At 68.6% G+C, this 19,741-nt stretch carries 13 protein-coding genes; 12 read left to right on the top strand and 1 reads right to left on the bottom strand.

Features of this window, described 5'->3' with window-relative positions; translation table 11 throughout:
* Positions 1–177 precede the first annotated feature (177 nt).
* The 10 genes from CLT68_RS15890 to mmsB all read left to right on the top strand — a co-directional run bounded on the left by CLT68_RS15890 (position 178) and on the right by mmsB (position 15,319).
* Positions 178–1,719: a sugar ABC transporter ATP-binding protein gene (locus tag CLT68_RS15890; protein WP_099851811.1), complete on the top strand. Its 1,542-nt coding sequence runs from the start codon at positions 178–180 to the stop codon at positions 1,717–1,719.
* Complete coding sequence (locus CLT68_RS15895; RefSeq protein ID WP_099851813.1) at positions 1,716–2,786, top strand: ABC transporter permease; 1,071 nt, start codon at positions 1,716–1,718, stop codon at positions 2,784–2,786. Before CLT68_RS15890 ends, CLT68_RS15895 begins: the two co-directional genes overlap by 4 nt.
* Entirely contained in the window at positions 2,783–3,772 is a 990-nt protein-coding gene (gene yjfF / locus CLT68_RS15900) for a galactofuranose ABC transporter, permease protein YjfF (protein WP_088947120.1), read from the top strand. The genes CLT68_RS15895 and yjfF overlap by 4 nt, the downstream gene beginning before the upstream one ends.
* A 26-nt stretch (positions 3,773–3,798) precedes the next feature.
* Positions 3,799–5,301 carry an L-arabinose isomerase gene (araA, locus tag CLT68_RS15905; RefSeq protein WP_099851814.1) on the top strand — a complete coding sequence of 501 codons (1,503 nt, stop codon included), beginning with the start codon at positions 3,799–3,801 and terminating at the stop codon, positions 5,299–5,301.
* Positions 5,302–5,638: 337 nt separating this feature from the next.
* Positions 5,639–7,744: a family 43 glycosylhydrolase gene (locus tag CLT68_RS15910; RefSeq protein WP_099851816.1), complete on the top strand. Its 2,106-nt coding sequence runs from the start codon at positions 5,639–5,641 to the stop codon at positions 7,742–7,744.
* Between the two features lie 416 nt (positions 7,745–8,160).
* Positions 8,161–9,147, top strand: a complete 987-nt coding sequence (locus CLT68_RS15915; protein ID WP_172861988.1) for a LacI family DNA-binding transcriptional regulator — start codon at positions 8,161–8,163, stop codon at positions 9,145–9,147.
* A gap of 208 nt (positions 9,148–9,355) precedes the next feature.
* A complete protein-coding gene (locus CLT68_RS15920) occupies positions 9,356–11,002 on the top strand; it encodes a glycoside hydrolase family 27 protein (protein ID WP_099851817.1) in 1,647 nt (548 codons plus the stop codon).
* Between the two features lie 309 nt (positions 11,003–11,311).
* On the top strand, positions 11,312–12,454 hold the full coding sequence (gene chvE / locus CLT68_RS15925) for a multiple monosaccharide ABC transporter substrate-binding protein (protein ID WP_099851819.1): 1,143 nt from the start codon (positions 11,312–11,314) through the stop codon (positions 12,452–12,454).
* 79 nt (positions 12,455–12,533) lie between these two features.
* Positions 12,534–14,072, top strand: coding sequence for a multiple monosaccharide ABC transporter ATP-binding protein (gene mmsA / locus CLT68_RS15930; protein ID WP_099851821.1), 1,539 nt, complete (start codon positions 12,534–12,536; stop codon positions 14,070–14,072).
* Entirely contained in the window at positions 14,069–15,319 is a 1,251-nt protein-coding gene (gene mmsB, locus CLT68_RS15935; RefSeq protein WP_088947127.1) for a multiple monosaccharide ABC transporter permease, read from the top strand. The genes mmsA and mmsB overlap by 4 nt, the downstream gene beginning before the upstream one ends.
* Before the next feature lie 536 nt (positions 15,320–15,855).
* Here the strand turns inward: mmsB and CLT68_RS15945 are convergent.
* On the bottom strand, positions 15,856–17,232 hold the full coding sequence (locus tag CLT68_RS15945) for a CBM96 family carbohydrate-binding protein (RefSeq protein WP_099851825.1): 1,377 nt from the start codon (positions 17,230–17,232) through the stop codon (positions 15,856–15,858).
* Between the two features lie 216 nt (positions 17,233–17,448).
* On the opposite strand from CLT68_RS15945, the gene CLT68_RS15950 reads away from it, so the two are divergent.
* Both CLT68_RS15950 and CLT68_RS15955 read left to right on the top strand, forming a co-directional pair.
* The gene (locus CLT68_RS15950) at positions 17,449–18,741 is read left to right on the top strand and encodes an MFS transporter (RefSeq protein ID WP_099851826.1); all 1,293 of its coding nucleotides are present in this window, start codon (positions 17,449–17,451) and stop codon (positions 18,739–18,741) included.
* Positions 18,738–19,721, top strand: a complete 984-nt coding sequence (locus CLT68_RS15955) for a PD40 domain-containing protein (protein ID WP_099851828.1) — start codon at positions 18,738–18,740, stop codon at positions 19,719–19,721. The genes CLT68_RS15950 and CLT68_RS15955 overlap by 4 nt, the downstream gene beginning before the upstream one ends.
* The last annotated feature ends 20 nt before the right edge of the window (positions 19,722–19,741 follow it).

The following is a 19,741-nucleotide window of genomic DNA, read 5'->3' on the forward strand; positions in this document are numbered from 1 at the left end:
GGGTCGCCGCGCTCGCGTGGCGGCCCCGCCGCGTCGTCCCCCTACCCGCAACGGACCGGGCATGGCCCGCGACCATTCCGCAGCACGCCCGCCCGGACGATCCCCAGGGACGGCCGGGCGGGCGCACGGGGCGGTGGCGGCCCTTCCGTGTCGACAACCCAGAAGAGGTCTGATGGGATGACGGATAGCCGTCCGGTCCTGACGATGACCGGGATCAGCAAGTCCTTCCCCGGGGTGCGCGCACTCCACGACGTCAACTTCCGGCTCTTTCCCGGCGAGGTGCACGCCCTGATGGGCGAGAACGGCGCCGGCAAGTCGACCCTCATCAAGGTGCTGACCGGTGTCTACGACACCGACGAGGGCACCATCACCCTCGACGGCGAGCCGGTCTCCTTCAGTGGGCCGATGCAGGCGACCGCCGCCGGGGTGAGCACGGTCTTCCAGGAGGTGAACCTCTGCACCAATCTCTCGGTGGCGGAGAACATCTTCATCGGCCGCGAGCCCCGGCGCCTCGGCGCCGTGCACTGGGGTGAGGTTCGCCGCCGCGCCCGGGTGCTGCTGGCCCGCCTCGACCTCGACCTCGACGTCAGCGCGCCGCTCGGCTCGTACTCCCTGGCTATCCAGCAGATGGTCGCCATCGCCCGCGCGATCGACATCAAGGCTCGGGTGCTGATCCTGGACGAGCCGACGTCCAGCCTGGACGCCGGCGAGGTGGCCCAGCTGTTCCGCATCATGCGGCAGCTGCGTGACGAGGGCATCGCGATCCTCTTCGTGACCCACTTCCTCGATCAGGTCTACGAGATCGCCGACCGCATCACGGTGTTGCGCAACGGTGGGCTCGTCGGCGAGTACCTGACCACCGAGCTGCCTCAGCTCTCCCTGGTCGAGAAGATGATCGGCAAGGAACTCGACGTCCTCGAAGGCATCGAGGAGCACTCCCGGCGGGACCTGGCCGCGCTGGAGGAGGGCACCCCACTGGTGGCGGTGTCGAACTTCGGCCGCGGTGGCGCGGTCGAGCCGTTCAGCCTCACCATCCACGCCGGCGAGGTGGTGGGCCTGGCCGGCCTGCTGGGCTCCGGGCGGACCGAGGTGGCGCGGCTGTTGTTCGGCGCCGACCGGACCGACGGCGGTCAGGTCGCGGTGGACGGCACGGCGAGCAGCCTGCGCACCCCCGCCCAGGCCATCGACCATGGCATCGGCTTCTGTTCGGAGAACCGTCGCGCGGAGGGCATCGTCGCCGACCTGTCGGTGCGCGAGAACATGATCCTCGCCATGCAGGCCGCCCGTGGCTGGTTGCGGCCCATCCCGCGTCGCCGCCAGGACGAGCTGGTCGACAAGTACGTCAAGGCACTCAACATCCGGCCGGCGGACCCGGAGGTGCCGGTCCGCAACCTCTCCGGTGGCAACCAGCAGAAGGTGCTCCTGGCCCGGTGGCTGATCACCGAGCCGCGACTGTTGATCCTCGACGAACCGACCCGGGGCATCGACATCGGTGCGAAGACCGAGATCCAGAAGCTCGTGACCCAGTTGTCCGACGGCGGCATGGCGGTGCTGTTCATCTCCGCCGAGCTGGAGGAGGTGCTGCGCCTCAGCCACAAGGTGGCCGTGATGCGGGACCGGCAGATGGTCGCGCAGCTCGCCAACGATGACACCCTGGACGCGGACCGCATCATGCAGACGATCGCCAGTGGGTCCCACCGGGAGGAGGCAGACCGATGAACGCCACCATGGGCCGCTACCGGGCGGTGACCGGTCACCGGTTGTTCTGGCCCGCAGCCGTGCTGGTCGTCATGCTCGCCGCGAACACGATCTACCGGCCCGGGTTCCTGTCGATCGAGCTCAAGGACGGGCACCTGTACGGCTCGCCGATCGACATCCTGCGGCTGAGCGCACCACTGATCCTCGTCGCGCTGGGGATGACCCTGGTCATCTCGACCGGCGGCATCGACCTGTCGGTGGGGTCGGTGTGTGCGATCAGCGGCGCGATCGCCTGCATGTACATCAGCAAGCAGTCCGACCAGAACAGCCTTGTCGTGGTGCTGACCGCCCTCGCGATGGCGTTGGGCGTCGCGCTCGTGCTCGGCGCCTGGAACGGGGTGCTGGTGGCCGTGATCGGGATCCAACCGATCATCGCCACCCTGATCCTGATGGTGGCTGGCCGGGGCCTCGCCCAGCTGATCACCCAGGGTCAGATCATCACCATCAACTCCGAGCCGTTCCGGGCGATCGGGCTGGGCCACCTGTTCACCCTGCCGCTGGCCATCTTCATCGCCCTCGCCGCGGCACTGCTCGTCGCCGCGTTCACCCGGCGCACCGCACTCGGAATGATCGTCGAGTCGGTGGGTGGCAACGCCGAGGCGAGCCGGTTGGCAGGCATCCGCTCCGGCCGGGTCATCTTCCTCGCGTACGTGCTCAGCGCCGCCTGCGCCGCGATCGCCGGTTTCATGATGACGGCCAACGTCTCCAGTGCCGACGGCAACGCGGTCGGCCTCTGGGTGGAGCTGGACGCCATCCTCGCCGTCGTCATCGGCGGTACGTCCCTCGCCGGTGGCCGGTTCTTCCTCAGCGGCACGATCATCGGCGCGCTGATCATCCAGACGCTGACCACCACGGTGTACGCCATGGACATCTCACCGCAGACCTCGCTGCTGTTCAAGGCGGTCGTCGTCATCGCCGTCTGCCTCATCCAGGCGCCGGCCTTCCGGGCCCGGTTCGCCCGCCGCAGGCGCAGCGCGCCGAAGCCCACCACCATCGCCGACAAGCCGAAGGAGCAGGTACCGGCATGACCACTGGATCGCTCACCGCTGGTCGTGCCCGGTTCCGGCTGCCGAGGCGGCAGATACCGGTCCTGGCCACGCTCGTCCTCCTGCTGGTGATGTACGGCATCGGGGTGTCCCAGTACCAGGCGTTCTCCAACGTGCAGGTCATCTTCAACGTCTTCATCGACAACGGTTTCCTGCTCGTGGTCGCGATCGGGATGACCTTCGTGATCCTCACCGGCGGCATCGACCTGTCGGTCGGGTCCGTCGTGGCGATGACGGCGATGGTGTCGGCCTGGCTGCTCCAGGAAGGCCTGCCGGCGGCGCTGGTGCTCGTCATCGCCCTGCTCATCGGGCCGACGCTCGGTCTGCTGATGGGCTGCGCCATCCACTTCTTCGACATCCAGCCGTTCATCGTCACCCTCGCGGGGATGTTCTTCGCCCGGGGGATGTGCACGTTCATCTCCGGCTCGTCCATCCCGATCACCGACGGGTTCTGGACCAGGATGTCGCAGGAACGGATCGGTGATCCCCGGGGCAACTTCGTCTCGATCAGCGTGCTGATCGCCTTCGTCGTGGTCGCCGTCGCCGCGTACGTGCTGGCCTACACCCGGCTGGGACGCAACGTGTACGCCATCGGCGGCAACCCCCAGTCGGCCCTGCTGATGGGTCTGCCGGTGGGGCGGACCAGGATCGCCGTCTACACCATCAGCGGTCTGTGCTCCGCGATCGGCGGGATCCTGCTGTCCTTCTACACCCTCTCCGGCGCGCCGTTGATCGCCGTCGGGATGGAGCTGGACGTCATCGCCGCCGTCGTCATCGGAGGCACGGTGCTCACCGGCGGCTCGGGTTACGTGTTCGGCACGGTGCTCGGCGTCCTGGTGCTGGGCGTGATCCAGACCCTCATCACCTTCGATGGGAGCCTCAACTCCTGGTGGACGAAGATCGTGATCGGCGGTCTGCTCTTCGCGTTCATCCTCCTCCAGCGCCTCATCGGAATCCGTTACAAGTGACAGTTCCTCTCGCGGAAGGCAACCCCATGGCACCACAAACCCAACCCGAGATCTGGTTCCTCACCGGCAGCCAAGGCATGTACGGCGAGGAGACGCTCCGGCAGGTCGCCGAGCAGTCCCGCCAGATCGCGGCCGCGCTCGACGACTCGCCGCAGATTCCCGCCCGCGTGGTCTGGAAGCCCGTCCTGACCAACAGCAGTGAGATCCTGCAGGTCTGCCGGGACGCCGCCGCCCAGGGTGCCGTCGGGGTCATCGCCTGGATGCACACCTTCTCTCCGGCGAAGATGTGGATCTCCGGTCTGGACGCGTTGCAGACGCCGTTGCTGCACCTGCACACCCAGGCCAACGTGCTGCTGCCCTGGAACGACATCGACATGGACTTCATGAACCTGAACCAGGCCGCCCACGGCGACCGGGAGTTCGGGTACATCCAGACCCGTCTCGGTGTGGCCCGCAAGACGGTGGCCGGGCACGTCAGCGACCCGCGGGTCACCGCCCGGGTCGGGGCGTGGGCACGTGCCGCGCTCGGCTGGTCGGCGATGCGGTCGCTGCGCCTGGCCCGCTTCGGTGACAACATGCGCGACGTCGCGGTGACCGAGGGCGACAAGGTCGAGGCGGAGCTGCGGTTCGGGGTCTCGGTCAACACCTACGGCGTCAACGACCTGGTCGAGGTGGTCGGCCAGGTCACCGACGCGCAGGTGGACGACCTGGTCAAGGAGTACCAGGACACCTACCGCATCGGCGGCGACCTGCTGCCCGGCGGCGATCGGCACGACTCGTTGCGGTACGCGGCCCGCCTGGAGCTGGGCATGCGGACGTTCCTGGACGCGGGCGGGTTCCGGGCCTTCACCACGAACTTCGAGGACCTCGGGGGCCTGCGTCAGCTGCCGGGCATCGCCGTGCAGCGGCTCATGGCCGACGGCTACGGCTTCGGTGGCGAGGGCGACTGGAAGACGTCGGTCCTGGTGCACACGCTCAAGGCGATGTCGGTGGGCGTGGACGGCGGCACGTCGTTCATGGAGGACTACACCTACGACCTCACCCCGGGCGAGGAGCTGGTGCTCGGCGCACACATGCTGGAGGTCTGTCCGACCATCGCCTCCGATGTTCCCAACGTGGAGATCCACCCGCTGAGCATCGGCGGGCGGGAGGACCCGGTCCGGTTGGTCTTCGACGCCGCGCCCGGTCCGGCGGTGGTGCTCGGTCTGGCCGACATGGGGGAGCGCTTCCGGCTCGTCGCCAACGAGATCGACGTGGTCACTCCGCCGCAGCCGCTGCGCCGGCTGCCGGTGGCCCGCGCGGTCTGGCGTCCGCGACCGGACCTGCCGGTGTCGGCGGAGTCGTGGATCACCGCGGGCGCGCCGCACCACACCGTTCTGTCGCAGGCGGTGGGGGTGGAGGAGTTGCACGACCTGGCCGAGATGAGCCGCACGGAACTGGTCGTCATCGACGCCGATACCCAGCCCCGCCGCTTCGCCGACGAGATCCGCTGGAACCAGGCCTACTACCGGTTGGCGCGCGGCTTCTGACCCATTCGCTCGGAGCGTCCGGAAACGGGTGGTCCATCCCTGCCCGCGGGCCGGGGTGGCCACCCGTTCGCGCGTGGTCCTGGCAGGAACGCGGGCCGACTGTGTTACGTCTTGACTAACAGCATGTTATCGCTCACAGTCTATAGCCAAGATGGTCGATGTCTTGACTGTCCGGCCATGCGCGCGTTGCACCCCCTCGGTTGCGGCACCTCGTCGCCGCGACGGTCGGGCTGGCGGTGTTAGCGATCACAAGGTCGGACGCGGGTCAACTCGGTGCCCCGCCCGGTGCCGCGGACGCCGACCCAGACCGCTCGGTTCGCGTCAGCAGAGGAGGATCATGCTTTCCATCGGTCGGGTTCCCCGAGGTGCGCCACGTCGGCGCGGGTGGCTGTCGAGACTCGCCGTCGCCGCTATGACACTGGTGGTCGGTGGCGCGGCCGTAGCCGTCGCCTCGTCGCCCGCGTCAGCGGCCACAGTCGACACCAGCGCCTGGTACGTGTTGGTGAACCGCAACAGCGGCAAGGCCGTGGACGTGTACAACCTGGCGACGAACGACGGCGCGCGGATCACGCAGTGGACGCGCAACAACGGCAACCAGCAGCAGTGGCAGTTCGTCGACTCCGGAGGCGGCTACTACCGACTCAAGTCGAGGTTGTCGGGCAAGGTGCTGGACGTCTCCGGTCGCTCGACCGCCAACGGCGCCAGCGTCGTGCAGTGGACCGACAACAACGGCACCAACCAGCAGTTCCGGCTGGCAGACTCGGACGGCGGGTACGTCCGGTTGATCAACCGCAACAGCAACAAGGCGATGGAGGTGCAGGGCGCCTCGACCGCCGACGGCGGCAACATCGTGCAGTACGACGACTGGAACGGCGCCAACCAGCAGTGGCAGCTCGTCCGCGTCGACGGCGGGACCGACCCCACCACGCCGCCGCCGTCGAACGGCACGTACTCGAACCCGGTGGTCTGGCAGGACTTCGCCGACGTCGACATCATCCGGGTCGACAACGCCTACTACATGTCGGCGTCCACCATGCACTACTCGCCGGGAGCGCCGGTGCTGCGCTCGTACGACCTGGTGAACTGGGAGTTCGCCGGTCACTCGGTGCCCCGACTCGACTTCGGCTCGAAGTACGACATGAGCGGCGGTAACGCGTACGTCGACGGGATCTGGGCGTCGACGTTGAACTACCGGCCGAGCAACCGGACGTACTACTGGGCCGGGTGCATCGACTTCGCGCAGACCCACATCTACACCGCGTCCGCCGTCGACGGTGCGTGGAGCAAGCACACCACCATCCCGAACTGCTACTACGACGCCGGCATGCTGATCGACGACAACGACACCATGTACGTGGCGTACGGCAACGGCACCATCAGCGTGGCGCAGTTGTCCGCGGACGGGAAGTCGCAGGTTCGCGCCCAGCAGGTCTACACCACGCCGTCGAGCATCGGCACGCTGGAGGGCGCCCGGTTCTACAAGCGCAACGGCGCCTACTACATCTGGCTCACCCGCCCGGCCAACGGCCAGTACGTGCTGAAGTCGACCAACGGTCCGTTCGGCCCGTACGAACAGCGTCAGGTGCTGCTCAACCTGCCCGGCCCGATCTCCGGTGGCGGTGTGCCGCACCAGGGTGGGCTGGTGCAGACCCAGAACGGCGACTGGTACTACATGTCCTTCGTCGACGCGTACCCCGGTGGTCGGATGCCGGCGATGGCCCCGATCACCTGGACCGGCGACGGCTGGCCGGTGCTGCAGACGGTCAACGGCACCTGGGGCACCTCGTACCCGAAGCCGAACCTGCCTGCGCCGCCGCGTGCGGTCAAACCGCTGACCGGCACCGACACGTTCGCCGGCACCACCCTCGGCCCGCAGTGGGAGTGGAACCACAACCCGGACAACAGCAAGTGGGCGGTCAACAACGGGCTGAACCTGCAGACCGCCACCGTCACCGGCGACCTGTACAAGGCGCGCAACACGCTGACCCACCGCATCCAGGGCCCCACCTCGACCGCGACGATCGAGTTGGACTACTCCACGATGCGCGACGGTGACCGGACCGGCCTGGCGGTGCTGCGCAACTCGTCGGCCTGGATCGGGGTCCGACGGGACAACGGGTCGACACGTCTGGTCATGCAGAACGGCCTGACGATGGATGGCAGCTGGAACACCACCAGCACCGGCAGCGAGGTGGCGAGCACCGCTGTCTCCGGTGGCCGGATCTGGTTGCGGGCCAACGCCGACATCAGACCGGGGTCGGGTCGGCAGGCGCGTTTCTCGTACAGCACGGACGGGGTCAACTTCACCTCGTTCGGCAACGCGCTCACCCTGGCGAACAACTGGCAGTTCTTCATGGGCTACCGGTTCGCCATCTTCAACCACGCGACCCAGGCGCTCGGTGGCGCTGTCACCGTGCGCCGATTCGACCTGACAACGCCGTGACACCAGTCACAACAGGATCGGTCTGATCCGGTGGCGTGGGCGCGCACGTGCCCGCCGGCCCGTCGAGCCCGCGCCACCGCGTGATGCCGTCGCCGGCCTGCTCCACGCTCTGTCCAGGGAGCGTAGGGCAGGCCGGCGTGGCGTCTGGCAACGACGGAGTACGCCGCTTGGCCGCGTACTCCAGGTGGGGGATGCGTTGCGCGGCTCTGGCGCGTTGAGCGGACCCCCTACCGCCGTCCCGTGTTCGGGGCGGTGGCTGGCGTAGACTGTCGGCGATCCAGCGCTGGTCACCTGGGATTCAGCACCGGCGTGGTGACTGAGCGAGGGGGATCGGGCCGGGCCGCTCCAGTCGACGTCGACGGGCTGCGGGCCGGAGACGTAGCGGGGGGAGCGAAATGGCCGTCCACGGTCCCGCGATGACGGACGTTGCTCGTCTCGCCGGTGTCTCCCATCAGACGGTGTCGCGGGTGCTCAACGGGCACCCCAACGTCCGTGAGCAGACCCGGCTCCGGGTGCGCGCGGCGATCGCCGAACTCGGCTACCGTCCGAACGGCGCGGCACGCGCGCTGGTGACCGGTCGATCGCAGGTCATCGGCGTGGTCGCACAGAACACGACGCTCTACGGTCCCGCGTCACTGCTGGCGGCGTTGGAGCAGACGGCCGCCGAAGAGGGCTTCGCGGTCAGTGTCGGCAGCGTCCGCAACCTGGACCACCGGTCCATCTCGGCGGCAGTCGAGCGGCACCTGTCGCACCGCGTCGCCGGCATCGTGGTCATCGCGCCGGTCGAGTCGGCCGGTGAGGCGCTGGAACGCCTGCCGAAGGATGTCCCGCTGGTCACGGTCGACGGTGACCCGAGCCGACCGGTGCCACTGGTGACTGTCGACCAGGTGGCGGGTGCCCGGGCGGCGACGCAACATCTGCTCGACGCGGGGCACCGCACCGTCTGGCACGTCTCGGGCCCCTCTGACTGGTTCGACAGCGTTGGTCGGATCGACGGCTGGCGGGAGGCTCTGCTGGCCGCCGGGCTGGTTCCGCCGCCGCTGATGCCGGGGGACTGGTCCGCGGCCTCGGGTTACCGGTGTGGGCAGATGTTGGCGCGGATGCCGGAGGTCACCGCGGTCTTCACCGCCAACGACCATCTCGCGCTGGGCGTGCTGCGGGCGTTGCACGAGTTCGGCAAGCGGGTGCCGGACGACATCAGCGTCGTCGGCTTCGACGACGTGCCGGAGGCGGCGTACTTCATTCCACCGCTGACCACCGTTCGCCCGGACTTCGACGCGGTGGCGCGGGCGAGCCTGCAGATGCTGCTGAGCCAGATCGAGTCGGGCACCGGCGGGGCACTACGGCAGACCGTCGCCCCGACACTGGTCTCCCGCGAGAGCGTCGCACCACCGCGTCGCTGACGCTCGTCCGTCGACGGACGCGGTTGGATTGCCGCAGAGCGGCCCTATCGATGCTCGGCAATGCAACGAGGGCAAGGTATTGAACCTCATGAAATGTCGCCGTAACATGATGGGCGTCTGTGTTAACGCTAACAATATTGGCGTCCAGCAATAGGCCCAGCGACCCAAGATCGTAGTCAGGGGCGGGCGCCACCGACAAGGAGGCTCGATGAACCGCATAACCCGAGGTCGTCGCTGGGGGAGCGTACTGGCGGCCGGAGTGCTGCTCGCCGGCGCTCTGGTCGGCCTGCGCGCCCCCGCAGCGCAGGCACTGGACAACGGGGTGGCGCGTACTCCCCCCATGGGTTGGAATTCGTGGAACTCGTTCGGCTGCAACATCAACGAGGCGCTGATCCGGCAGACGGCCGATGCGATCGTCAGCAGCGGTATGCGGGACCTCGGCTACAACTACGTCGTGGTCGACGACTGCTGGTTCAACCCCAACCGGGACAGCTCCGGCAACATCCAGGGCGACCCCGGCCGGTTCCCCAGCGGGATGAAGGCGCTCGGCGACTATCTGCACGCCCGGAACCTGAAGTTCGGCCTGTACCAGGTGCCGGTCGACAAGACCTGCGCGCAGTACTTCGGCGCCTACCCCGGCGCGACCGGCAGCCGGGGCCACGAGGTGCAGGACGCACGCCAGTTCGCCGCCTGGGGCGTCGACTTCCTCAAGTACGACTGGTGCTCGCCGGAGGGCAGCATCAACGACCAGGTGACCACCTTCGCCAAGATGCGTGACGCGCTGGCCGCGACCGGCCGACCGATCGTCTACAGCATCAACCCGAACAGCATCCACGCCAAGACCGGCCCGCAGCGCAACTGGGGTGACGTGGCGAACATGTGGCGAACCACCGAGGACATCACCAACGCGTGGGACACCGGTCAGAGCAACGGCTACCCGATGGGCATCCAGAACATCATCAACGTGACCGTCCCGCTGGCGTCCTACGCGAGGCCGGGTGGGTTCAACGACCCGGACATGATGGAGGTCGGCCGGGGTGGCATGAACGACACGGAGATGCGCAGCCACTTCGCGATGTGGGCGATCATGGCGTCTCCGCTGATCGCCGGGAACGACGTGCGGAACATGAACTCTGCGACGCAGACCATCCTCAAGAACGCCAACCTGATCGCGATCAACCAGGACTCGCTCGGGTTGCAGGGGACGCAGGTGTCCTTCGACGGCACCCGTCGGGTGCTGGCCAAGCCCCTCGCCAACGGTGACGTAGCCGTCGCCCTGTTCAACCAGGGCGGCTCGACGACGACGATCTCGACCACGGCCGCGGCAGTCGGCAAGTCCGGCTCGTCGTTCACGCTCGTGGACGCGTGGACGGGTGGCACCAGCTCCAGCAGCGGGACGATCAGTGCCAGCGTCCCCGCCCACGGCACCGTGGTGTTCCGGGTCAGCGGTGGTGGGACGACCACTCCGCCGCCGACCACGTCGGGCGCGTTCGCGAGCGCCGCCTCCGGCCGCTGCCTGGACGTTCCGCAGAGCAACACCACCAACGGCACCCAGCCGGTGATCTGGGACTGCAACGGCGCCGCCAACCAGAACTGGACCCTCAACGGGCAGACCCTCCAGGCTCTCGGCAAGTGCCTGGACGCACCCCTCAACGCCACTGCCGGCACCAAGGTGCAGATCTGGGACTGCAACGGGGGAGCGAACCAGCGGTGGGCGATCAACGCCAACGGGACGATCAGCGGCGCCCAGTCCGGGCTCTGCCTGGACGTCAACAACAACGCCACGGCCAACGGCACCACAGTGCTTCTCTGGACCTGCACCGGGGCGGCGAACCAGCGGTGGACGCGGCGATAGCCGATCGGGTCGGCCGACCGACCAGGTCGGGGCAACCCACCTGATCCCTCGGAAGTGCCGGTGCCCGCTGACGACAGTCGTCGTCGGCGGGCACCGCTCTGCGCGGGGTCGCGCCGATGACGGTGAGTCGTCGCGTCAACCACTTCCCGCTGACCGACCGCATGACTACGCTCGCCTGGATGCTCCGTTACGAGACCGTGACACCGGTATTTCGGCTCTGGTGTTGACGTGAACTTTGTGAGCGCTAACACTACCCGAAAGATGACAGTTGGCCCCGGCAGTCGCGGGGAGTCCAGAGAGGAGAAGCCCGTGGGCAGGAAATTCCTGGTTGCTCTGGGCAGCGCGGCACTGGCGCTGAGCCTGGCGGCGTGCAGTGGCGAGGGTGCGGGCAGTAACGGCAGCAGCGGGGGTGACAAGCCCAGCGACCTGACCATCGGCGTGTCCATGCCGACCCAGACCTCGGAGCGGTGGATCGCCGACGGCAACGCGGTGAAGTCGAAGCTCGAGGCCAAGGGCTACAAGGTCGACCTCCAGTACGCCGGTGACGACATCCCCACGCAGTCGCAGCAGGTCGACCAGATGATCACCCGCGGCGCGGACGTTCTGGTCATCGCGGCGATCGACGGCACCGCGCTCAGCAGCCAGTTGCAGGCCGCCGCGTCCGCGAAGATCCCGGTCATCTCCTACGACCGGCTGATCCGCGGCAGCAAGGACGTCGACTTCTACGTCAGCTTCGACAACTACAAGGTTGGCGTCGCCCAGGGCACCGCACTGCTCGTCGGCCTCGGCCTGCTGAACAAGGACGGCTCGAAGGGCACGGCCAAGGGGCCGTTGAACGTCGAGCTCTTCGCTGGTTCGCTGGATGACAACAACACCCAGTACTTCTTCGGCGGAGCGATGGACACGCTGAAGCCGTTCATCGACAACGGCACGCTGGTCGTCAAGTCCAAGCAGACCACCCCCGAGCAGGTCGCCATCCTGCGGTGGCAGCAGGAGACCGCGCAGAAGCGGATGGAGAACCTGCTCACCTCCAGCTACAACGACGGCTCGAAGGTCGACGGGGTGCTGTCGCCGTACGACGGCATCTCCCGCGGCATCATCACCGCCCTGCAGAACGCCGGCTACGGCAGCGGCGCGAAGAAGCTCCCGGTGGTGACCGGCCAGGACGCGGAGATCGCCTCGATCAAGCTGATCAACGACGGCGTGCAGAGCTCCACGGTCTTCAAGGACACCCGCCTGCTGGCCGACCAGGCCGTCAACGCCGCCGAGGCGTTCCTGCAGAAGAAGCAGCCGCAGGCCAACGACTCGGAGACGTACAACAACGGTGTCAAGGTCGTCCCGGCGTACCTGCTGCCGATCGCGACCGTCTACAAGGACGACATCAAGGCGACCCTGATCGACTCCGGCTACTGGACGGCGGAAGAGGTCGCCGCCGGTCAGGCCAAGAAGTAAGCCACCCGTCGGGCCCGGCGATCATCGCCGGGCCCGACGCTGTGGTGTACCGCGTCCGACCTGACAGAGGACAGTGACCATGGACGACACCATCCTGGAGATGCGCCGCATCACCAAGACCTTCCCCGGCGTGACCGCGCTGGAGGACGTCACCCTCGCGGTGCGTCGCGGGGAGATCCACGCCATCTGCGGGGAGAACGGCGCCGGCAAGTCCACCCTGATGAAGGTGCTGTCCGGCGTCCACCCGTCCGGCTCGTACGACGGCGAGATCCTCTTCGACGGCAAACCAATGCAGTTCCGGGGCATTCGCGACAGCGAGGCCAACGGCATCGTCATCATCCACCAGGAGCTCGCCCTGGTGCCGTACCTGTCGATCGCGGAGAACATCTTCCTCGGCAACGAGCGGCGTGGCCGCAGTGGGCTCATCGACTGGAACTTCGCCAACGCCGAAGCGGCGAAGCTGCTGGCGTCCGTCGGGCTGCACGAGAACCCGGTCACCCCCGTCATCCAGCTCGGCGTCGGCAAGCAGCAACTGGTGGAGATCGCCAAGGCGCTGTCGAAGAAGGTGCGCCTGCTCATCCTCGACGAGCCGACGGCCGCACTCAACGACATCGACTCGGCGCACCTGCTCGACCTGTTGCGGGCCCTCAAGGAGCAGGGCATCACCTGCATCATGATCTCGCACAAGCTCAACGAGATCACCGCCATCGCCGACTCGACCACCGTCATCCGGGACGGGCGCGCCGTGGAGACCCTGAACATGAAGTCCGACGAGGTGACCCAGCAGCGCATCATCCGGGGGATGGTCGGGCGCGACCTGGACAGCTTCTATCCCGACCGAGAGTCGTCCCCCGGCGAGGAGGTCCTCCGGATCGAGGACTGGACGGTGCGGCACCCGGTCCAGGACCGGAAGGTCGTCGAGGGCGTCGGCCTGTCCGTCCGCGCCGGCGAGGTCGTCGGCATCGCGGGCCTGATGGGCGCCGGGCGCACCGAGCTGGCGATGAGCGTGTTCGGTCGCTCGTACGGGCGTGACATCAGTGGCCGGCTGTTCGTGCGCGGGCGCGAGGTGCACGCGCGTACCGTCGCCGAGGCGATCGACAACGGCATCGCGTACGTCACCGAGGACCGCAAGCGGTACGGCCTCAACCTCATCGACGACGTCCGCCGCAACGTCTCCGCCGCCGCGTTGGACCGGTTGTCCAGGCTGGGCTGGGTGAACGGCAACGAGGAGATCAAGGTTGCCGAGGCGAGCCGCAAGGAGATGAACATCCGGACGCCGAGCGTCATGGCGATGGTGGGCAAGCTCTCCGGCGGCAACCAGCAGAAGGTCGTGCTGTCGAAGTGGCTGTTCACCGACCCGGACGTGCTGATCCTCGACGAACCCACCCGAGGGATCGACGTCGGCGCCAAGTTCGAGATCTACACGATCATCAACCGGCTGGTGGCCGCCGGTAAGGCGGTGATCGTCATCTCCTCCGAGCTGCCGGAGCTGCTCGGGATGTGCGACCGCATCTACACCCTCGCCGCCGGCCGGATCACCGGTGAGATGCCGGTGGCCGAGGCGACTCAGGAGAGCCTCATGGAGCTGATGACCAAGGACAAGGAGCTCGTCGGATGACCAGCATCAAGACCCCTTCGACGGAGCGCCCGACGCCCCCGGACAGCACGCCCGCCGCCGCCCTGCACAGCGGGACGAGCGACCTGCGGGCGCTGGTGTTGAACAACCTGCGGCAGAGCGGGATCTACGTCGCGCTGGTCGTCATCGTCGGGCTCTTCGCGATCCTGACCGACGGGGTGCTGCTGAGCCCGGGCAACATCACGAACATCGTTCTCCAGTACTCGTACATCCTGGTGCTGGCGATCGGGATGGTCATCCTGATCATCGGCGGGCACATCGACCTGTCGGTCGGATCGGTCGTCGCGCTGACCGGAGCGGTGTCCGCCGTCCTGGTGATCCAACAGGGCTACCCCTGGTGGGTGGGCGTCCTCGCCGCGCTCGCCGTCGGTGTCGCGGTCGGTGCCTGGCACGGCTTCTGGGTGGCGTACGCCGGCATCCCGGCCTTCATCGTGACCCTGGCCGGCATGCTGCTGTTCCGGGGCCTCACCCTGCGGGTGCTCGACAACATCTCGCTGTCGCCGTTCCCGTCGGAATATCAGCAGGTCGCGGCGGGCTTCCTCAACGGCCTGCTCGGCGGCAACGGTTTTGACGCCTTCACGCTGCTGATCGGTGCCGTCGCGGTGGCCGGCTACGCGGTGAGCGGCTTCCGCACCCGCGTGGCGCGGATCCGCTACCAGCAGCCCGTCGAGTCGTTCCCGCTGTTCGTCGCCCGGGTCGTCGTGGTCGGCGCGGTCATCATGTACTTCGCCTGGCAGCTGGCGCACGCCCGTGGCCTGCCGATCGTGCTGATCATCCTCGCGGTCCTCGTGCTGGTCTACGGCCTGCTCACCCGGCGTACCGTCTTCGGCCGCCAGGTCTACGCGATCGGCGGCAACCTGTCGGCGGCGGCGCTGTCCGGCGTGAAGGTCCGGACCGTCAACTTCTGGATGTTCGTCAACATGGGCTTCCTGGCCGCGGTGGCCGGCGTCATCTACTCGTCGCGGTCGAACGGCGCCCAGCCCGCCGCCGGCAACATGTTCGAGCTGGACGCGATCGCCGCGGCCTTCATCGGCGGCGCGGCGGTCACCGGTGGTGTCGGCACCGTCGTGGGCGCGATGGTCGGTGGTCTGATCATGGCGGTGATGAGCAACGGCATGCAGCTGATGGGTATCGACCAGTCGACCCAGTCGGTGGTGAAGGGTCTCGTCCTGCTCGTCGCCGTCGCCTTCGACGTCTACAACAAGCGCCGGGCCGGCACGGCCCGCTGACGTCGCAACAGCACGACCTTGGCCCCTGCCCGCCTCCGCGGGCAGGGGCCACGCGTCAATGGGTGGTCGGTAGGCACACCGTGCCCGCCTGTCAGTAGACACACCGTGCCCGCCTCGGCCCCGCGCCGGCGCCCGGCACGCCGGTTGAGGGCTTCCCGCGCCGCTGCCTGAGCCGCCCCGCGGGGTGCACCCCATCTGTCGGTGGTCCTGTAGAGCTGCCCCAGATATGGACCGCATCCTGCGGAGGTTTCTGCGGTGCTCCGGCTGCTCCGGCTGCTCGCGGTGCTCTTGGTGCTCGCGGTGGTCGCGGTGGTCGGTGCTCGTGGTGCGCTGGTGCTTGTGGTGCTTGTGGTGCTTGTGGTGCTTGTGGTGCTTGTGGTGCTCGCGGCGATCCGGTCGGCGCTGCCCCATATCCGGGGCAGCTCGACAGGAGCCGGACACACCCAGGACCTGCCAGGGAGGCGACACCGAAACGCCGCAGGGTCGAGCGCGAGACGATCCCGCTGCGCCGCAAACGACGCAGCGGGATCACGCGGTCAGTGGCAGTTGCCGGTGCCGCTGTCGTTGTAGGTCTGCCCGGCCACCGGCACGAACTGCCAGTCGTAGCTGCCGGAGTGCAGGGTGAACTTCAGGACACCCCACGCCGAGCTGTTGCGCGCCTCGCTGTTGGGCTGGATGGTGCCGAAGCCGTAGTGGCTCGCACCGCCCATTCCGGCGACGAAGCTGCGCATGCCCCGGCTGGCGTCCGCGCCGCCGGAGGGGTTCATCGGCGCGAACCGTTCGTACACGTGGTTGTGCCCCCACACCACGACGTCGGCGTTGTGGTCGTAGAGCGCCTGGTACAGCGGACGCGTCGACGTCGACGGCGCGTGGTTGGAGCTGGACGTGAACAGCGGGTGGTGCCAGTACGCGAGCGTGCACGGCTTGCTGCTGGCGGCCAGGTCCGCGCGCAGCCACTGCTCCTGGGTCGAGCCGGCCGACATGCTGATGTTCGAGTTGAGCGACACGATGTGCCAGTTGCCGAGGTCGAATGAGTAGTAGCCGCGGCCGCTCGGGCCGGCGGACGTACCGAAGTAGTTGTAGTAGCCGGTCGCTCCCGACGTGTTGTAGTCGTGGTTGCCCGGTGACGGGCGGGTGCGCGTCTTGTGTCGACCCCAGGTGGGCTCGTAGTAGCTGCTGAACTGCGACGCGGTGCCGCTGTCGTAGACGTTGTCGCCGGTGGTGAAGACCGTCCCCGGGATGTTGTCGAGCAGCGTCGCGGTGGCGCTGTCGCCGGAACCCGAGTCGGCGATGTCGCCGGCGCCGACGAACACCGGGTCCCCGGACGGGGGCGGCGTGGTCCCGGTGGTGACCACCAGCTGCGGGGCGTCGGCCCCGCTCTCGCGGGTGTCGTAGTAGGCGCCGTCGCCGCTGGAGGAGGTCGCACCGAAGCTGTACGTGCCGTTGCCGGTGACCGCCGCCGTGACGTCCACCTCGTACCAGGTGTTGCCGCTGACCGCGCCGACCGTGCCGAGCGTGACCCCGTCGATGGCCGGCTGGTTGTTCCAGGTGGTGCCGGTCTCCGACCACGTCGTGTTGGACATGCGGCGGAACGTGCCACCGGCGTCGCTGCCGCTGTTGCCACTGATCGTGCGCAGTCGTAGTTTGGCGCCGGTCACCGTGCCGCTGACGCCGCTCACCGTGAAGCGCAGGAACGAGCGCCGCACCGGCGAGTTGTCGACCACGATCTGCGTTGACGTGCCGTAGCTGGTGGAGGCCGTGTCGCTCTGGACGTAGGTGTCGGCGACCGGCGTGAACGTCACGCTGGCCGCCGACGCCGCGACCGAGCCGGTGAGGACGACGGCGGCGCTGGCGACGACGAGCACCGCGGCCGTTGCCAGCGTCAGCGGTGGGCGGGCGAATCGAATGTCCATCCAGGACCCCTTCTCTGCGGGTGGAGAGCGCAAGGAATGTAGGAAGGCCGATGAACCGACGCACTGCCGCCAGATGAACAGTACGCTCAAACAGCGAAACTTCTCGATGTTCTTCACCTGTTCATCCGTCGCATGTCTGCGTGACGCCCACCGTCCCTTGCGGCCCCTCCGACCCGGTCGCCACGATGGCTGACCGTCAGTCGTCGACCCGAGGAGATGCTCGTGTACCTGTCGACCGTCTCCCGGCCGGCCGCCGAGGAACCCGGACCCGGACCCGGACCACGGCGTCGGCGGTTCGCGTTGGTCAGCGGCAACGTCGTCGCACTCGGCACGGTCAGCCTGATCACCGACATCTCGGCCGAGATGGTGGCCGCCGTCCTGCCCCTCTATCTGGTGCTGGGCCTGCAACTCAGCCCGGTGGCCTTCGGCGTGCTCGACGGCGTCCACACCGGCGCCACCGCCCTGCTGCGGGTCGTCGGTGGCTTCGCCGCCGACCGGTTCCGGCGGCGCAAGCTGATCGCCGGCATCGGCTACACGCTCTCGGCGGTCGCGAACCTCGGTCTGCTGCTCGCCGGCCGGTCGATACCGGCGATCGGCGCCGTCATCGCCGTCGACCGGCTCGGTAAGGGAGTACGCAGCGCTCCGCGCGACGCGCTGATCACGCTCTCCAGCCCACCCGAGGCGCTGGGTCGGGCGTTCGGGGTGCACCGGGCGATGGACAGCTTCGGGGCGTTCCTCGGACCGCTCGCCGCGTTCGCGGTCCTGCTGGTCGTCGGGCAGTCCTACGACGCGGTCTTCGTCACCAGCTTCTGCGTCGCCGCCCTGGCCGTGGTCGTGCTCGTGCTCTTCGTCCGCGAGCGTCCGGCCGGTGAGCCGACGGAGCAGCCGAGCGACCTGACGGTCTCCGTGCGCGAGGCGTTCGGTCTGCTGCGTGGCGGGCCCGCCCGCCGACTGGTGCTGGCCGCGGCGATGCTCGGGTTGGCCACCATCGGCGACGGCTTCGTCTACCTGTTGCTGCAACGCCGGGAGGACCTCGGTCTGCGTTGGTTTCCACTACTCGCGGTGGGGACCAGCCTGGCCTACCTGCTGCTGGCCGCCCCGCTCGGCGTACTCGCCGACCGGGTCGGCCGCCTGCCCGTGGTGATCGGCGGCTACGCCGCCCTCGGCGCGACGTACCTGCTGCTGGCCGGTCCGGTCGACGGTTGGCCCCTGATCGCGCTGACGCTGGCCCTGTACGGCGCGTTCTACGCGGCCACCGACGGCGTGCTCATCGCGCTCGCCGGCCCGGTGCTGCCGGCGCGGCTGCGGACCACCGGTATCGCGCTCGTGCAGACCGGGCAGGCACTGGCGTACCTCGTCTCCTCCGTCCTGTTCGGTCTCGCCTGGCAGGCGTGGGGACCGGAGAACGCGATCCGCGCGGCGGCCGTCGCCGTCGCCGGGGTCCTGGTCGGCACGCTCCTCCTGCTGGCCTCCCCGTCCCGCCTGATCACCCGGAAGGTGCCCCGATGACCGCGATGTCGACCCGAGCCAAGATCGGTGTGGTGGTCGCCTCGGCCGTGCTGCTGGGCAGTGTGGCGGCCGGCTATGTGGCCATGGCGGCGGAACCTGCCCCACCGCCGCCTCCCGCCGCCGGCGACCAGGCGGTCACCCTGACACCCGGCCCGCGCCTGTTGGCGATCACCGACCGGTACGTGTCCACCGTCGCGACGGCCGACCCCGCCGGGTCGCGTACGGTCTCCGGCCTGGAATGCCTCCGGGTGTACGCCGCCGCCGGCACCGGTGTCTGCCTGAAGCCGGAGACCGCGTGGTCGTACCGGATGGTCGTGCTCGACGCGGCGCTGCGCGAGACGCGGGCGATCAGCGTGCCGGGCCTGCCGAACCGGGCCCGGGTCTCGGCCTCCGGCCGGATGGTCTCCTGGACGACGTTCGTCGGTGGCGACTCCTACGCCTCCAGTGGCTTCTCCACCCGCACCGGCATCCTCGACACCACCACCGGCACCACGCTGGCCTCGCTCGAGGAGTTCGCGATCACCCGGGACGGCCGGAGCTACCGCCACCCGGACGTCAACTACTGGGGTGTCACCTTCACCGCCGACGACAACCGCTTCTACGCGACCATGTCGACCGGGGGCAGGAGGTATCTCGTGCGGGGTGATCTCGCGGCCCGTACGGTCGAGACGCTGACGGAGAACGTCGAGTGCCCGTCGCTGTCACCGGACGGCACCCGGCTCGCGTTCAAGGAGGCGATCGACGCCGACCCGGCGAAGGGTTGGCGTCTCTCGGTCCTCGACCTGGCGACCATGCGGGTCACCGCGACGGCCGAGACGACAAGCGTCGACGACCAGGCCGCCTGGCTCGACGGCGCCACGCTGGCCTACACGTTGCGGCAGAGCGACGGCCGCCCGGACGTGTGGAGCGTCCCGGCCGACGGGTCAGGGGCACCGAAGCTGGTGATCCCCGGGGCCGAGTCGCCGTCCCCACTCACCTGACGGAACGTGCTGCACCGACG

This window comes from Micromonospora sp. CNZ299, assembly GCF_002754415.1.

Excerpts from the sequence above, each read along its gene's own strand:
- CLT68_RS15890 (WP_099851811.1), top strand. The coding sequence starts at position 178 with ATGACGGATAGCCGTCCGGTCCTGACGATGACCGGGATCAGCAAGTCC.
- CLT68_RS15895 (WP_099851813.1), top strand. The coding sequence starts at position 1,716 with ATGAACGCCACCATGGGCCGCTACCGGGCGGTGACCGGTCACCGGTTG.
- yjfF (WP_088947120.1), top strand. The coding sequence starts at position 2,783 with ATGACCACTGGATCGCTCACCGCTGGTCGTGCCCGGTTCCGGCTGCCG.
- araA (WP_099851814.1), top strand. The coding sequence starts at position 3,799 with ATGGCACCACAAACCCAACCCGAGATCTGGTTCCTCACCGGCAGCCAA.
- CLT68_RS15910 (WP_099851816.1), top strand. The coding sequence starts at position 5,639 with ATGCTTTCCATCGGTCGGGTTCCCCGAGGTGCGCCACGTCGGCGCGGG.
- CLT68_RS15915 (WP_172861988.1), top strand. The coding sequence starts at position 8,161 with ATGACGGACGTTGCTCGTCTCGCCGGTGTCTCCCATCAGACGGTGTCG.
- CLT68_RS15920 (WP_099851817.1), top strand. The coding sequence starts at position 9,356 with ATGAACCGCATAACCCGAGGTCGTCGCTGGGGGAGCGTACTGGCGGCC.
- mmsA (WP_099851821.1), top strand. The coding sequence starts at position 12,534 with ATGGACGACACCATCCTGGAGATGCGCCGCATCACCAAGACCTTCCCC.
- mmsB (WP_088947127.1), top strand. The coding sequence starts at position 14,069 with ATGACCAGCATCAAGACCCCTTCGACGGAGCGCCCGACGCCCCCGGAC.
- CLT68_RS15945 (WP_099851825.1), bottom strand. The coding sequence starts at position 17,232 with ATGGACATTCGATTCGCCCGCCCACCGCTGACGCTGGCAACGGCCGCG.
- CLT68_RS15950 (WP_099851826.1), top strand. The coding sequence starts at position 17,449 with ATGCTCGTGTACCTGTCGACCGTCTCCCGGCCGGCCGCCGAGGAACCC.
- CLT68_RS15955 (WP_099851828.1), top strand. The coding sequence starts at position 18,738 with ATGACCGCGATGTCGACCCGAGCCAAGATCGGTGTGGTGGTCGCCTCG.